We start from the raw sequence: 15,588 nt of genomic DNA, 5'->3' as shown, positions 1-15,588 counted from the left end.
CAGGGGGCACAGAGTCGGCAGAAGATACAGATTAAAAAAAATTTTTGAAAAATCTGTGTTAATTTGTGTAATCTGTGGCTAAATTCAGTTTTATTTTTCTCTGAGTTCTCAGTGGTTAATTTCAGTGTTTGTGTTAATTCAAATAAAAAAGCCGCAAAGTCAAAAGCTTTGGCGGCTTGTTATTCGTCAAAAACTTCAGAAAGCTGGTTCAGTATGGCATAGACAGGGGAGTAAAAGCAAGCACGGCAGACAATTGTCTGCCGTGCTTGCTTTTACTCCGCGTTCAAAAGATATTTTGCTGCGACTGTCTGGATAGTGCAGGAGGCTTGCTGTCCCTTGCTGATCTGCCGGAGCACGTCTAAATCCGATTCCCATGCCAGATTTCCGAGCGCAAGCAGGCATACACTGCCGGGCTCGTATGTTTTGAGAACCCTGTCGTCTTTAAAATAAAAAAATTCCTCGCTCTGCCGTGTTGTGTATATGCGCATGGAGGTAGGGATGTCGTTTGGTTTGAACCAGAGCTTGATTTCGCGCTCAGCCTCTTCTATTGTCGCAGAAGCATGAATCAGATTATCCATACGTTCGCCAATTTTCTCTCCCTTGTCATTCAACAGCGGCACGACAGTCCCGAGCGAGCGGATACATCCGGGCTTCTGTTCCCGTGCAAGATGCGGATTTGTGGGACCTGCAATATCGCGTATCTTCCCCACTGCGTTTAGTCCCTGATAGACAATTGCAATGACCCTTTGCCTTTCAGGTTTGCCGGGATAATGAAGCTGTCCCATGATATATTCAATGAGCGAAGGAAAGAATAACTTCCCGCGGTGCTCCGAATAATGCTCCTCGGCAAGCATCTTTGAAACGTGGACTATCTTGGTGCCGGAAAAGCATAAGCCTGAATGGAATTCAGAAAGCTGTGAAAGCACATATCCGGTCAATGAATTCTTCAAAGCATCCGGTTTAATTAATACGAGTGTTTGTTCAAGTTCTTTATTCATAGCTTTTCTCCTTCTGTTATTTCTTAATTTTTAATTTTGATAAGAGATTTTTCAGCTCTCTGCAAAGATTTTCATACGGAAAATCTGCGTCATCAAAAGGGAATTAAAAAACTCCCCCGAGAAATCGGGGTCAAACAGTTTTAATTCCTTTTTCTTTTGATTTCCTTGATTTTCCTAAAATCTTTGAATGTTCGCTTGAAGAACCTCTTATCAATAACCCCTTATCAAACTAAATTCCTATTTTTTTAATCAGCTCCCTCACTGCCTCTGCTGACTTCATGAAGCCCTGTCTTTCATCATCAGACAGTTCAATTTCTATAATTTTCCCGGCGCCCTTTGAAGACAGCCTTACAGGCACGCCGGTGTAAACACCTTTTACTCCGTATTCGCCGTTCAGATAAACAGAGCACGGAAGTATATCACTTTTCAGTCCGAATATTGTTTCTATCATCTCAACTACAGAGGCGGCAGGCGCATAGTATGCACTGCCTGTCTTTAAAAGCCCTACAATCTCGGCGCCTCCGTTTTTTGTCCGCTCAATGATTTTTTTAATTTTCTCAACAGGCAAAACATCTGTTATTTTTTTACCGCCGGCAGTCGTTGTTTCAAACAAAGGCACCATAAGGTCGCCGTGTCCGCCTAAGACCATTGCACGAACGTCTTTGGGAGATATATTCATCTCAAGCGCAATAAAAGTCCGCATCCTCGCAGAATCCAGCACCCCGCCCATGCCGATAACCCTTTGAAAAGGAAAATTCGTAACCCTCTGCGTAAGTTGCGCCATTACATCCATGGGATTTGTGACAACGATGATAATGGAATTGGGAGAAAATGTGGCAATATTTTCCGCAACGCCTTTTACTATGTCAGCATTGGCTTTAAGCAGGTCGTCCCTGCTCATGCTGGGTTTCCTCGCAAGCCCTGCAGTTATGATGACAATATCAGAATCAGCAGTGTTAGCGTAGTTATTTGTGCCTGTGACTTTTGAAGAAGAATGCCACAGCGGGCATGCCTCCTGAATGTCAAGCGCCTTGCCCTGCGGTATGCCCTCAACGACATCAATAAGCACAACGTCCGCGAGGTTTTTCTCTGCAATAAGCTGCGCAGTCGTTGCGCCGACATTGCCCGCGCCAACGACAGTGATTTTTTTATTCAACCCGCCCTCCATGGTTTTGTCATTCCTGCGAAAGCAGGAATCCAGACACCGTTAAATAGTTAAGAATTATAGCCTAAGGGAGAAATTATTAACAAGAGGGTTTTGGGGAAAACTCATACCTTTGAAAACGTCCTGTTCAGAAGCCGGAGAAACCTGCTCTATAAAACTTATGGAATTCAATGCAGAACAAGGATATAATAATATAAGGATATTAATATGAGCAATAGAATCACAAAAGAAGAAGCCCTGAAGTTCAAAAAGCGCTGGGAAATGGTTAATGAGGCGGAACGGCAGGAATTGCGTAAAACTACTGCCAAACAAAAGCTGCAGCAGTTGACTGTTCTTATGGGATGGGTAGATGATTTCAGGTGGGGCAGCGCCTTAAAGGCAGAAGAAATAGAAGTAAGGGAATTGTGGATAAAACTCAAAAGGCTCTGTCATGTCTGAAAAGGAACAGGTGCAATTGCCTTTTGCCGTCTTGCGGGATTTTGTCAACTGGCTAAAGGAGGCAGGTGTTCTTGGCATTGTGACAGGCGGCGTAGCAGCCTCCCGAGAGATTTAGCAGATATAGAATCAGTCCTTGATGCCAATCCGGGTCTGGATTTACAGCGAATCCGGTCGTGGGTAAATGAATTTTCCTCTGTTCTGGAAATGCCGGAGATATCAGACGATCTGGAAAAAATTTTAAGCCGATACCCTTGAAAACGTCCTGTTTAGCAGCCGGAGGGCTTTTTTGATGAGTCGGAGGTCTTGAGGGGAGAACTTTGCCAAGGGGTTATTTTCTTTTACAGAAACCTTTTGCACTGAAATCTTTTCTTTTGAAAATAAATCGCCTATTTTTACCTCAAGCGCACCTGAAATTTTTACGATAGAATCAAGACTTACGTTTACCTGCCCTCTTTCAAGTTCGCCTATAAACTTATAATTCAATTCTGCCTTCTCGCCTAATTCTTCCTGTGTAATCCCTGCGGATTTTCTTAATTCCCTTATCCGACTGCCAAATTTCTTTCTTATATCGCCTGCCGCCTCTTTCATAGAGAGATTATATGTTCTTTTCAATACTCAATAAACCATGTATATCCATCTGATTATTCTTTTGACAAATACCACATATATATGGTAAAAACAATTAACAACATAGAGTTGGAATAGTCAAAATATCTACACACTGAAACTTGCTGCAATATGGTAAGAATAACAATGGGGTGAATAGTCTCCACAATCAGCCTTATACAGAGTTAAGACGTAATCATTAAATTTGAATGACGAGGGGCACTGCTATGTATGCGTGCCCTTTGTATTTTTTAGAATATCGTTAATTATGAATTGGGGGGGAGAAAATGAAAAAGGAAAAAAGATTAAGTATTGTTATTTGCTTACTGAATGTATTGTTCCTTGTAAATATTGCTTATGCAGTTGAATACACTTACACGGAATTATTTCCCGGCACAGATGCCAGAGGACTCAACAATTTCGGTGTAGTTGTAGGAAGTCCAGATGGCAGCGGTACACAGAGGACAGGCTTTATTTATAGCAACGGTTCTTACAGTGAATTGTTACCTACTGGCCAGACCTATGCGTCTGCTTATGGTATTAATAATAATGGAGAAGTTGTTGGAACAGGCTCTACTGCTTTGGGCTATAGAGGTTTTCTCTATAGTAATGGTTCTTACACTGAGATAAGGCCTTCTGGCTGGGGTGAACATGTTGTTGCCGTAGACATTAATGACAGTGGGGCTATAGTGGGATATGGCGAGCACAATAATGAGGGGTCAATGGGAAAAGGGTATTTATACAGTTCAGGGAATTATACCGAAATACTTCCTTCCGGTTGGTCAGCGTCAAGAGCTGTCGCGATAAATAACAACGGGGATGTAGCGGGAGATGGTTACGGATTCGGTGCATCAAGGGCTTTTGTCTACAGTAACGGTTCTTACACTGAGTTCATGATTCCGGGGTTATCTTATTTGACCCTTATTGATATCAATAATAATGGGGATATAATTGGCAATGGCTATGACGGGCAGGGATATAAATCATTTCTTTTCAGTAATGGCTCTTATTCAATATTACATATGCTGGGTTCGTTAGAGGTGGGCCCACAATGGCCATATACAGACGTTAGAGGACTAAATAACAACGGAGACGCAGTTGGGTGTGTATATGGTAGCAATAACACCATTAAGGGATTTCTTTACAGTGGTGGTACATATACCGAAATATTGCCTACCGGTTGGTCAGAGTCAAGTGCACAGGCAATTAATGATAACGGAACTATAGTTGGGTGGGGAAAAGACAGTACAGGCACTTCAAGAGGATTTATTGCATCGCCTGTTGTTCCCGACAATGATAATGATGGTTATCCCTCAGATGTTGATTGTGATGACAGCAATCCGGCAGTCAATCCCGGTGCGACTGAAATTCCCAATAATGGCATAGATGACGACTGCAACCCATCAACACCAATTGCCTCAGTTTCAGGCAATGCTTACAATTATCCGATACCGTTATTCCGTGCAAGCATGAGTGTTAATGTTAACGCATCTTCTCTTGGGACAAGTTATCTCAGATATTATTACACCCGAAACAGACTGAGCCTTGTAAGCACATCAATCACGGGAATTTCAGCGTCAGGAGGCACAGCGATAGTTACAGGCGTTGGAACGATTAATGGAGCTTCAGGCTACACGTTTACTGCAACAATTACTGATGGCAGTCCTGTCGGAGACTCGACTCTACGAGATACAATGGGCTTAGAAATCAAAAAACCTGACGGGACGAATTATTTCAGTGCGAGTAAAACCATTTCCTTAAAGTCATTTAAAAAATTACCTGTTTATTCATGCTAAAATAAAAACTAATGGGAAAAGTTTATAAGGATAAAAAATCCAAAGGCTGTGCCCTTTGCAAACCGCACAAACACGGTTGGGCGCCAAAGAAAAAAATAAAAGTCAGGGCTTTTGAGGAAGAGACGGATAAGGAAATAAAGCATGCGGCAGGCAATTCTAGTATTGTAAAATAAAACTGCGGGAATATATCCGCTCAAAACCCCATCGCTGACATTTTGGCAAGTTCTATGAGCACTGACGGAAAAACTCCTAAGATAAGTGTTGCTGCGGCGGTTACGGCAAGGGCGATGTATAACGCCGGAGTTGTTGAAAGGCTGACTTCTTTCTGAGGCTCTTTCATGTACATATACATGACGACCCGTAAATAGAAAAATGCGGAGATTGCGCTGAATATGACTGCGACTATCACCAAGGGCAGATAGCCTGCCCTGACCGCCTCCATGAAGATATAAAATTTAGCGATGAAGCCTGCTGTCGGCGGAATCCCTGTAAGCGAAAACATGAAAATAAGCATTAAGGCGGATGCAACAGGGTGGTTTTTTGCAAGCCCTTCATAATCCGATAATTCCTCGCCTCTGAAACCTTCACTCCTGAGCATAATCACAACTGCGAATGCTCCTATGTTCATAAAGGCGTAGATAAACATGTAGTTCATCATGCCCGAGAGCCCTCCTGATGTTCCTGCGATGATGCCTAAAAGCGCATACCCCGCATGGGCTATGGATGAATATGCAAGCATTCTTTTGATATTTGTCTGCGCAATGGCAATGATGTTTCCGGCAGCCATTGTAATAATTGACAAGGGGATCAGGATTTGCGACCACTGCACATGCATGGCTCCGAATGCATCAAACAGCACCCTTCCCAAAACCGCAAACCCGGCCGCCTTCGGGCCGATGGACATAAAGGCTGTGACAGGCGTGGGCGCTCCTTCATAAACATCAGGTGCCCACATATGAAAAGGCACAAGCGCAATCTTAAACCCGAAAGCCACGATCAGAAAAATCAGCCCTAATGAAAGAATAGGATTTTCCAAAAGGTTCAGCCCCTGCAATGCCATGGCAATCTCTTTCAGGTTTGTTGTGCCTGTAAGGCCATAGGTAAGGGAGATTCCGTACAGGAGGAATGCCGAGGAAAATGCTCCAAGGAAAAAATATTTTACCGCGGCTTCTGACGAGCGAATCTGTCTTCTTGTTATCCCTGTGAGTATGTAGGTTGAAAGTGCCATCAGCTCAAGCCCTAAGTAAAGCACGATTAAATCAACGGCTGACGCCATAATCATCATGCCTGATGAGGCAAAAAGGATGAGCGCATAGTATTCCCCGAATGATGCGCCGTCTAACGCCATGTATTTAAGGGAGATAAAGATTGTAAGGATGACATTGATATAGAAAATTAATTTAAAAAAATTAGCATATCCGTCAAATATAAACATTCCGGACAATATACTGCCCGACCAGCCCAGAGCGCACAGTCTGATATTCACATAAAAAGAGAGCAGGGCGCCGATGATGCCGGCAAAGGCAACCGTCTCTTTTCTTTTGACAAGCAAATCAAGCAAAAGGAGTATCAATGCCGTGCATATCAGTATAAGTTCAGGCGCAAGTATCCTGATAAGATTTAAATCCATCCCAAAATCTCCTTTATGAATTGTGCCAGATTGTTTGTTTCGGCTCCTGAGCCTGCCTGTTCAATAAGGTGTGTTACAGAAGGACGCATGAAGCTAAGGAATGCATCAGGGTAAATGCCTATCCAGAAGACAAGGATAATGAGCGGCGTTAATATTAATACTTCCCGCAGGTTTAAATCTGTTAGAGGGTGATGTTCGTAATTGGGATTAAGCTTTTCAAAAAACACCCTTTGATAAAGCCATAACATGTATCCTGCGCTAAGGATAATCCCTGCTGCCGCAAGCGCGCCTGTAAGCATTTTCACCTTGAATGCGCCGAGTATTATCAGGAATTCACCGATGAAGCCATTTGTGCCCGGAAGCCCTATTGATGCAAGGGTGAATATTATGAAAATTCCTGAGTACCAAGGAACGGCAGATGCAAAGCCTCCGTAGTCTGAAATTACCCTTGTGTGTGTTCTTTCATAAATGATTCCAACCATCAGGAAAAACGCGCCTGTGATAATGCCATGGTTTATCATCTGAAGTATCCCGCCCTCAACGCCCTGCTGATTAAGGGCGAAAAGCCCGAGTGTGACAAATCCCATATGGCTTACGCTTGAATATGCAATGAGCCTTTTTAAATCCTTTTGCGCAAGGCATACAAGCGCACCATAGATGATTGCAATTATGGACAGCAGAAGGAGCGGTCCTGTGAAAAATTTTACTGCGTCTGGGAACATCGGCATGGAGAATCTTAAAAATCCGTACGCGCCCATTTTAATTAGAATGCCTGCAAGTATGACGCTCCCGGCAGTCGGCGCCTCTGTATGGGCGTCAGGAAGCCATGTGTGAAACGGGAACATCGGGACCTTTACGGCAAAGGCGGCAAAGAAGGCAAGGAAAAGCCAGAGTTGAAGCTGAACCGGATACCTGAGACTGCTCAAGGCAAGAATATCAAGCGTTTTCCCTCCGTAAAAATACAGCACTACAATGCCTGCAAGCATGAGCACGCTTCCGACAAGTGTGTAAAGGAAGAACTTTATTGCCGCATAAATCCTCTGAGAGCCGCCCCAGACGCCGATTAAGAGGAACATCGGTATCAGCATTGCCTCCCAGAAGATGTAAAAAAGCAGGAAGTCCAGAGAGACAAAGACGCCTAACATTCCTGCCTCCATAGTTAAAATGGCAATGTGAAATTCCTTGACCTTTGTCCCGATAGCCCTCCATGAAACAAGCACGGAGAGGATGCTCAAAAGCGCGGTGAGAAATATAAAGAGTATGCTGATGCCGTCTATTCCCACAAAATAGTTTATGCCCCATGACGGAATCCACGGATACCTTTCCACAAACTGCATTTTGTATGTAGTCTTGTCAAAATTGCTTAATACTGGAAGTGCTGATAAAAACACGGCTGTGGTCACAATAAGCGCAGCCCAGCGTATTGCATTGTTGTTTTTCAAAAATAAAATAAGCAGTGACCCGATGACAGGGAGGAACACTATTACGCTGAGCACAGGATAATTAAGCTGATTTAAAATTATATTTTCCATTTTCTTTCAATATACTCCCCCTTGATGGGAGAGAAATACCTTATGTTCCCTCCCCCTTGACGGGAGAGGGTGGGGGTGTTTAAAAAGCTATTTTCACCCTCCCCTTCATCCCCTCCCGTCAAGGGAGGGGAGACTTTCTGTGTTAATCTGTGTAATCTGTGGCTAAATTCAGTTTTGTTTTTTTCTGTGCCCTCTGTGGTTATTCCTCCTATTTTGCAAAAATTACAATGCCGATTATAATCACTGCCCCGAGCGCCATTATCAGTCCGTAACCAGAAAGTATGCCTGTCTGCACCTTCCTCAGTTTTTGGCTGAAGGAGCCGATAAGCGCCGGGACTCCGTTTACAACTCCTTCTATAATCTTTCCGTCAAAGAATCCGAGTATGACTTTGTCAGATGCCTTAAGCACAGGCTGTACAATAGTTTTGTCGTAAAGTTCATCAATATAGTATTTGTTATAAAGCAGTTTATAAAGCGACTGAAATTTAGAGATGATTTTATCCGGCAGTTCTGTATTTTTTACATACATTTTATGTGCGATAAACCATCCGCCTAATGCAACAAGTATGGATATTCCCATTACCATTAATTCTTCTGCATGCGAGCCTTCCCCATGCGGATGACCGAGCGCAGGCGCAAGAAATTCTCCGACTCTGTCACCGTGCTCCATAAGAAGCGGCGGTATGCCGACCCAACCGGCGCCTACAGCGCCTATGGCAAGGAGCATCAATGGGATAGTTATGACCGGCGGTGACTCGTGGAGGTGATGCTCCTGTTCATGTGTTCCGCGGAACTTGCCGTGGAACGTCAGAAATATCAGTCTCCACGAATAGAATGCCGTTAAAAGGGCCGCTGACGCAGCCAGAATCCATAAAAATTTTCCAAGGTCACTGCTTGAGTAGGCCCTCCAGAGGATTTCATCTTTGCTGAAGAAACCTGCAAATCCCGGAATGCCTGTAATGCTCAGTGTGGCTAAAATAAATACTGTGTAAGTTACAGGCATATATTTTTTTAATCCGCCCATGTTTTGCATGTTCTGCTCGTTATGCAGGGCGTGAATGACGCTGCCTGAGGCGAGGAAGAGCAAGGCCTTGAAATAGGCATGTGTATAAAGATGAAATATTCCGGCAGAGTAGGCGCCTACGCCGAGGGCCAGGAACATATAGCCTAACTGACTGACGGTGGAATATGCTATGACACGTTTTATATCATTTTGCACAAGCCCGATTGACGCCGCAAATATTGCGGTTATGCCGCCGACTATAGCTACTGTGTTCATCGCAACTGCCGAGAGATTAAAAAGCGGATTACAGCGCGCAACCATGAACACGCCTGCCGTGACCATTGTGGCCGCATGAATCAATGCAGAGACAGGCGTCGGTCCTTCCATTGCATCTGGAAGCCATACATGAAGCGGCATCTGCGCGGATTTTCCGACAGCGCCGCAGAAAAGCAAAATGCAGATCAGGGTAATAGTGTTTATATCATATCCGAAAATGTTTGATGTCATGCCTGCGGCGCTTCCTGCATTTGCAAATACATTTGCGTACTCAACGCTCCCGTAAGTGAGAAATATAAGCATAATGCCCAGTCCAAAGCCGAAGTCTCCGAACCTGTTTACTATGAATGCCTTTTTGCCTGCATTGGCAGCGGATTTTTTTTCATACCAGAAGCCAATGAGGAAATAAGAGCATAAACCGACTGCCTCCCAGCCAAAGTAAAGGAGCAGGAAGTTATTTGCCATGACGAGCATGAGCATTGAAAAGACAAAAAGGCTCAGATACGCAAAGAACCTGTAATAGCCTTTGTCTCCGTGCATGTAGCCCACGGAGTAAATAAATATCAATGAACTGATGGAAGTGACGACTATGAGCATTATTGCCGTAAGCTGGTCTATGAGAAAGCCGATAGGCACGCTGAAACTTCCTGATATGACCCAATTGTAGATGTTTATATTGATGATATTCCCCGAGGTTACTTCAAGGAATGCGCTCACTGCAAGGGCAAAGGAGCCGAGGACCGCAGGCACGGCTATCCAGTGCGCCTTGTCTTTGATGTAATTGCGTCCGAATAAAATATTTATCGCAAACGCAATTAACGGAAGCAGTGGTATGAGTATGTATTTAAGCATTTTCTATTTTACTTATACAAAACATTGCAAATTGCAAAATTAACAATTATCATTTCAAATTTAAGTGCTTATCATTGTCAAATGCTAATTTTGTATTGCTAATTGAACATTGAATATTGCATCCTTCATCCTTTCAAAAGATTTATCTCATCCGCTTTGACCGTCGGATTATTTCTGTAAAGCGCTATCAATATCGCAAGCCCGATTGCCGCCTCGGCGGCAGCCACAGTAATTACAAAAAAGACCATAATCTGACCCCTTATGGACTGAAGATAATGACTGAATGCGGCAAGGCTGATGTTTACGGAATTCAGCATCAGCTCTATGGATATGAATGCAATAATCAGATTGCGCCTTGAGATAAAGCCTATGACGCCTATGCTGAAAACCACTGCGCTGAGCATTATGTACCAGCTTAAAGGAACCAATTAACCTCCTTAAAGACCGTAATCCGTTATGTGTAATCCGTAATGGGTAAAATCTTTATACTCATTACGCTTCAGTTTATATTTTTTTCTTTGCCAGCACCACTGCCCCGATTATTGCCACCAGAAGTATTACTGATGCGATTTCAAAGGGCAGCAGATATTCTGTATATAAGACCTTTCCTATAACCATGAGATTGCCTTCTGACTGCATCGCCTGAATACTGTACTGTCCGGGCGCCGGGAATACTGTAATCTTACGCAATATCAGTATCAAAAATACTGCAAAAAGCGCTCCGGCAAACGTGCTCAGCGCCCAGTGCCCTTGAAATTTCCTTTCGGTCTCTTCCTTCTTTAGGTTCAGGAGCATAATGACAAAAAGGAATAATACCAAGATTGCGCCTGCATAAACAATTATCTGTATTGCCGCTAAAAATTCGGCATTCAGAAATATGTAAAGCGCTGCTATGTGAAGGAAAAGCACGAGCATCCAGATGACGCTGTGCACTGGGTTTTTCCTCGTTATCACAAGGATTGAGGTCCCGGTAATCACAGCCGCAAAGTATGCAAAAAATATCTGTGGAAGCATAATCTCCTAAATTATGCTGTCATTCCTGCGAAAGCAGGAATCCAGAAGACATAAAAATCTGGATTCCGTGTCAAGCCGGAATGACAGAAGTTTGTTTATTTCTTCTGTGCGAAGTCTTTACTCATGGGACTCCAGAATTTTTTAAAATACTCCCTGCCTTTATCGCCTGACATGTATTTATCCCAGTTTTCCAAAAGCCGTTCTTTTGTATAGTAAAAGACACCCCTTGAATAGTTTGAATATTCGTAATGCCCTGTGAGCGCAACTGCGCCGTAGGGGCATGCCTCTACGCAGAATGCGCAGAAGACGCATCTTAAGACGTCTATTTCATAGCGGTCAACAATTTTCTTATAATCCTCGCCCTCGCTTGTATAAATATGTATGCACTGCGACGGGCACATTGCAGCGCAAAGACCGCAGCCCACGCACTTTGCCTGACCTGTTTGCTCATCCCTCACAAGCGCATGAAGCCCTCTGGCACCCGGGAATGGTTCCCGTTTTTCCGAAGGGTACTGCCTTGTGACGGCAGGAGTAAATAAATGCTTAAGAGTCAGGGCAAGACCCTGAAGGATTTCAATGAATAGAACTTTTTTTGTAAATTCTTTAACTGTCATTGACCCCTTGACTCCATTCTTCTCATAATAATTTCACGATTCCCGTCAATACTATATTTGCCAATGATAAAGGAATAAACAACTTCCACCCAAGCCCCATGAGCTGGTCATACCTGTATCTCGGAAGTGTGGCCCTTATCCAGAAATAGAAAAATATCAGGGCATAGACTTTCAGTAAAAACCATGCAACCGGAGGAATGTATGACAAAATCCAGAATTGCGGACCGCTCCATCCGCCAAAAAAACAAATAGTCACCATGGCGGACATGACGAACATAGCCGTATACTCAGCCATGAAAAACAGGCCCATGCGTATCCCGCTGTATTCAACAAAGTATCCTGCGACAAGCTCGCTTTCCGCCTCCGGAAGATCAAACGGCGCTCTGTTTGTCTCCGCAACCATCGCTATAAGAAATACAAAGAAAGAAATCCACATGAGCGGGTTTGCTATGAAAGGATATGCCGCCTGTGCCTTTACTATGTCTGCAAGATTTGCGCTTCCTGCCTGCATCATTACAGGCACAAGGCTTAAGCCCATTGCAATTTCATAGCTTATGACCTGCGCCGAAGACCTCAAACCGCCGAGGAACGGGTATTTTGAATTAGAAGCCCAGCCTGCGAGAATGACACTGAAAGCGCCTACAGAGGAAAGCGCCAATATGTAGAGAACGCCGATATTGATATCGGCAATGGAAAACCCGCGCCAGAATGGAATTACGGCAAGGGAAGATAAAACCGCAACCAGCCCGATGACAGGCGCAATATAAAATATGGGTTTATCCGATTGCGAGGGAATGATGTCTTCCTTGAAAAAAAGCTTTATGCCGTCTGCAATAGGCTGCAACAGCCCATGCGGACCGACCCTCATAGGTCCGAGCCTGGCCTGCATGTGGCCTATGACCTTGCGTTCAAAATATACCACATAGGCTACGTGCAGAAGTGTTATTAAAATAACAATTGCAATTTTAATTATGATACTTATTATATCCGTCATAGTTTATTAATTGTAACCTCACAGCCTTCTATCCCCGGAATGTTTGTAACCGGGTCAATATTATAACCCATGAGACTGAATACGCCCGCGCCTTCAAAATTATTACTGAGCAATGCCTTGTTGTCTTTTATTGTAGGGTCAATTGAGACAGGGACCTTGACACTTCCATGCGCTGATGAAACAGAAACGGCGTCACCTTCTTTCAGGCTGAGTCTTCCGGCATGATGCGCGCCGATCTTTAACAAGGGCTTAGGATATATCTTTCTCAATGTAGAGGCGCTTCTTGAAAGGGTTCCTGAGTGAAATAGTATGTTTTCAGGCGCAATGTAGAGGTCGGCATTGTATTTTTTAGGCTTGACAGATGCCGCAGGCACCTCGCCGAGCCAGCCCCTTAACGGCTCTCCATGATAGGGCCACAGGCAATTGCCTTTTGCAATCTCACTGTAAGTAAGGTCTTTGTAAAGCGGAGAGACGCGCGCAATCTCCTGCATTATTTCCTCAGCATCGGAATATGCCATTTTACACCCCATTTTCCCGGAAATCGCGGCGATAATCTTCCAGTCCTCCATGCCGGGTGATGTGTTTACTGCCTTTTTAAGAAGCTGTATCCTGCGTTCAAGGTTGGTGAAGGTCCCTTCTTTCCCGGGCCAGCAAGCCGCAGGAAGAACTACATCGGCAAGTTCTGCGGTTTCGGTCAGGAAAATATCCTGAACCACAAGAAAATCAAGCGAGCTTAAGGCTTCTTTTATTTGGGCGTTGTCCGGAAGATTGAATGCGGGGTTTTCGCCCATTATGTACATCGCCTTAATTTTTTTTTCTTTAGCCGCCTCTATAATTTTCATAAGGGTAAGCCCTTCTTTTGCAGGCACGGCTGTTTTCCATTCAGTCTCAAACCTTTTTCTGAAATCAGAGATGCCGAGAGGTCTTCCACCCGGAAGCGTATCAGGCAGACAGCCCATATCAATAAGCCCCTGTTCATTAGGCTTTTCTGAAAGGAGATAAAGTCTTGCCTCAAGCAGGTAGGTTAGTCCGGCGATTGCAAAAAGCGTTCTGTGTCCGTCTTCCCGGCGGGCGGCGTCAGCGCCCAGAACGATAGAAACAGACCCTGAGCGAAGAAGCACGTCTGCAATTTCTTTAAGCCCTTCAATATGTTGTTCAGGAGAGTTTTGTGAAATCCCGGCGATCATGCTGTCTATCGCTGGTTTTTCACCCCGTACACCCTTACCCTTAGCTACTGCAGCAAGCAAGGCTTCAAGTATTTCCGCCTCTTTAAATAAAGGAGGGATAACTGTATGCGTCTTAAACCGTTTAAGCCCGGGCATATTTCCAATGACGGCAATTTTTGCGCCTTCCCTTGCCGCGGCCCGTATTGATAAACCAAGAACGGGGTTTACGGCGGTAGGGTCTTCGCCGGCGGCCAGTATTGCATTGGAGTTTTTAAGCCCTGCTATCAGGTTTGACGTAATCCCCTGTCCTAAGAGGTCTTCAAAATATTTCTGCATGCCTGCAAATCCGGCCCTTGAAACCGAATCTATATGATTTGTGCGGCATGCTGTCCTCATGAACTTCTGAAATACATAGTTATCCTCGTTTGTGCATCTTGCCGAGGCAATGCCTGCAATTGCATCGCCGCTGTTTTTATCCCGTACAGCCGTTAATTCTTCAGCGATTATGCTTAAAGCCTCTTCCCAAGATGCTTCGCGAAACTGAGAAGCTGAGAAGTTATGAAGTTGAGAGGCTGAGTTTTTATCTTCTAAATTTCTTATCTTCTTAACTTCTATCTTTTCTTTTGGCGCTATCCGGACAAGCGGTGTCTTGAGTCGTTCGGGACTTCCGGCAAATTCATAACCAAACCTTCCATTTGAGCACAGGAGTCCGTTATTTAAACCGAGTCCTAATTTCGGGACTGCGCGCTTTACTGACTCATCCCGGACCTGAAGAACTAAAGAACACCCTACGCCGCAGTAAGGGCAGATGGTCTCAACTTCCCTGTCAATCTGCCATAACCTGTAACTGTGCAGATGAATGCGGCTCAATATTGCGCCCACCGGACATGCCGTAAGACAGTTGCCGCAGTATTCACAGTTAAATGATGTTGATGAAAACGGCTCAACTCTTGAGCCGCCCCCTCTGCCGATGACTGAAATTGCGAATGCGCCCTGTACTGTATCGCAGGTCCTCACGCATCTTGTACAAAGTACGCATCTTTCCATATTTCGCGAGATGATTTTATCTTCATGACTTGCAGGAACCTTTCTTTTTTCCTCTTTATACCTGCCTGAGGCAGCACCGTATTTGCCGACGAGGTTTTGCAGTTCACACTCGCCTGCCTTGTCGCACTGCGGGCAGTCAAGAGGATGGTTTATGAGAAGCAATTCCAGAAGACCGCGCCTTACATCGGAGATGGTATCGGATTCAGTCTTTATGACCATGCCGTCTGCCGCCATTAAGGTGCATGCGGTCTGGAGTTTCGGCAATCTTTCTACTTCTACAATGCAGAGCCTGCATCCTCCGTAGGGTTCAAGCAGTTCATAGTTGCAGAGAGTTGGTATTTTTATCCCGGCGCGCTTTGCGGCATTAAGGACGGTCACCGGCTTGTCCAGAGTAATCTCTTTTCCGTTGATGGTTATGGATATCATAATTTTAAATGACAAATGTCAAAATCCAAAT

14 protein-coding genes are annotated in these 15,588 nt (G+C 44.4%); 3 read left to right on the top strand and 11 right to left on the bottom strand.

Going from position 1 to position 15,588, the window contains the following annotated elements:
* Positions 1-272: 272 nt before the first annotated feature.
* Together HZA10_02295 and mdh are read right to left on the bottom strand one after the other, a co-directional pair.
* Positions 273-998: a nucleoside-diphosphate kinase gene (locus tag HZA10_02295; protein MBI5195134.1), complete on the bottom strand. Its 726-nt coding sequence runs from the start codon at positions 996-998 to the stop codon at positions 273-275.
* Positions 999-1,227: 229 nt separating this feature from the next.
* Positions 1,228-2,154 carry a malate dehydrogenase gene (mdh, locus tag HZA10_02290; protein MBI5195133.1) on the bottom strand — a complete coding sequence of 309 codons (927 nt, stop codon included), beginning with the start codon at positions 2,152-2,154 and terminating at the stop codon, positions 1,228-1,230.
* Between the two features lie 216 nt (positions 2,155-2,370).
* Here mdh and HZA10_02285 point away from each other — a divergent pair, with 216 nt between their 5' ends.
* Positions 2,371-2,601 (top strand): hypothetical protein, encoded by a 231-nt coding sequence (locus HZA10_02285; protein ID MBI5195132.1) that lies wholly within the window; start codon positions 2,371-2,373, stop codon positions 2,599-2,601.
* Between the two features lie 237 nt (positions 2,602-2,838).
* Here HZA10_02285 and HZA10_02280 read toward each other — a convergent pair whose 3' ends face one another.
* A complete protein-coding gene (locus HZA10_02280; GenBank protein MBI5195131.1) occupies positions 2,839-3,213 on the bottom strand; it encodes a helix-turn-helix transcriptional regulator in 375 nt (124 codons plus the stop codon).
* 281 nt (positions 3,214-3,494) lie between these two features.
* On the opposite strand from HZA10_02280, the gene HZA10_02275 reads away from it, so the two are divergent.
* Positions 3,495-5,003, top strand: a complete 1,509-nt coding sequence (locus HZA10_02275) for a hypothetical protein (GenBank protein MBI5195130.1) — start codon at positions 3,495-3,497, stop codon at positions 5,001-5,003.
* Positions 5,004-5,014: 11 nt separating this feature from the next.
* Positions 5,015-5,176 carry a hypothetical protein gene (locus tag HZA10_02270; protein ID MBI5195129.1) on the top strand — a complete coding sequence of 54 codons (162 nt, stop codon included), beginning with the start codon at positions 5,015-5,017 and terminating at the stop codon, positions 5,174-5,176.
* A gap of 20 nt (positions 5,177-5,196) precedes the next feature.
* On the opposite strand, the gene HZA10_02265 is transcribed toward HZA10_02270, so the two are convergent.
* The 8 genes from HZA10_02265 to HZA10_02230 all read right to left on the bottom strand — a co-directional run bounded on the left by HZA10_02265 (position 5,197) and on the right by HZA10_02230 (position 15,572).
* A complete protein-coding gene (locus HZA10_02265) occupies positions 5,197-6,633 on the bottom strand; it encodes an NADH-quinone oxidoreductase subunit N (protein MBI5195128.1) in 1,437 nt (478 codons plus the stop codon).
* Positions 6,624-8,165: an NADH-quinone oxidoreductase subunit M gene (locus tag HZA10_02260; GenBank protein ID MBI5195127.1), complete on the bottom strand. Its 1,542-nt coding sequence runs from the start codon at positions 8,163-8,165 to the stop codon at positions 6,624-6,626. Before HZA10_02260 ends, HZA10_02265 begins: the two co-directional genes overlap by 10 nt.
* Positions 8,166-8,373: 208 nt before the next feature.
* Positions 8,374-10,296 carry an NADH-quinone oxidoreductase subunit L gene (gene nuoL / locus HZA10_02255; protein MBI5195126.1) on the bottom strand — a complete coding sequence of 641 codons (1,923 nt, stop codon included), beginning with the start codon at positions 10,294-10,296 and terminating at the stop codon, positions 8,374-8,376.
* 125 nt (positions 10,297-10,421) lie between these two features.
* Positions 10,422-10,724 (bottom strand): NADH-quinone oxidoreductase subunit NuoK, encoded by a 303-nt coding sequence (gene nuoK, locus HZA10_02250; protein ID MBI5195125.1) that lies wholly within the window; start codon positions 10,722-10,724, stop codon positions 10,422-10,424.
* Between the two features lie 76 nt (positions 10,725-10,800).
* A complete protein-coding gene (locus HZA10_02245) occupies positions 10,801-11,310 on the bottom strand; it encodes an NADH-quinone oxidoreductase subunit J (GenBank protein MBI5195124.1) in 510 nt (169 codons plus the stop codon).
* A 95-nt stretch (positions 11,311-11,405) separates the two neighbouring features.
* Positions 11,406-11,924, bottom strand: a complete 519-nt coding sequence (nuoI, locus tag HZA10_02240; protein ID MBI5195123.1) for an NADH-quinone oxidoreductase subunit NuoI — start codon at positions 11,922-11,924, stop codon at positions 11,406-11,408.
* 22 nt (positions 11,925-11,946) lie between these two features.
* A complete protein-coding gene (nuoH, locus tag HZA10_02235; GenBank protein ID MBI5195122.1) occupies positions 11,947-12,918 on the bottom strand; it encodes an NADH-quinone oxidoreductase subunit NuoH in 972 nt (323 codons plus the stop codon).
* Positions 12,915-15,572, bottom strand: a complete 2,658-nt coding sequence (locus tag HZA10_02230) for a molybdopterin-dependent oxidoreductase (GenBank protein ID MBI5195121.1) — start codon at positions 15,570-15,572, stop codon at positions 12,915-12,917. The genes nuoH and HZA10_02230 overlap by 4 nt, the downstream gene beginning before the upstream one ends.
* Positions 15,573-15,588 lie beyond the last annotated feature (16 nt).

It is taken from the genome of Nitrospirota bacterium (assembly GCA_016212185.1).
Lineage (GTDB): Bacteria > Nitrospirota > Thermodesulfovibrionia > UBA6902 > DSMQ01 > JACRGX01.
The sequence above is the reverse complement of the archived record's forward strand: the minus strand, read 5'-3'. Positions and strand labels throughout refer to the sequence as shown.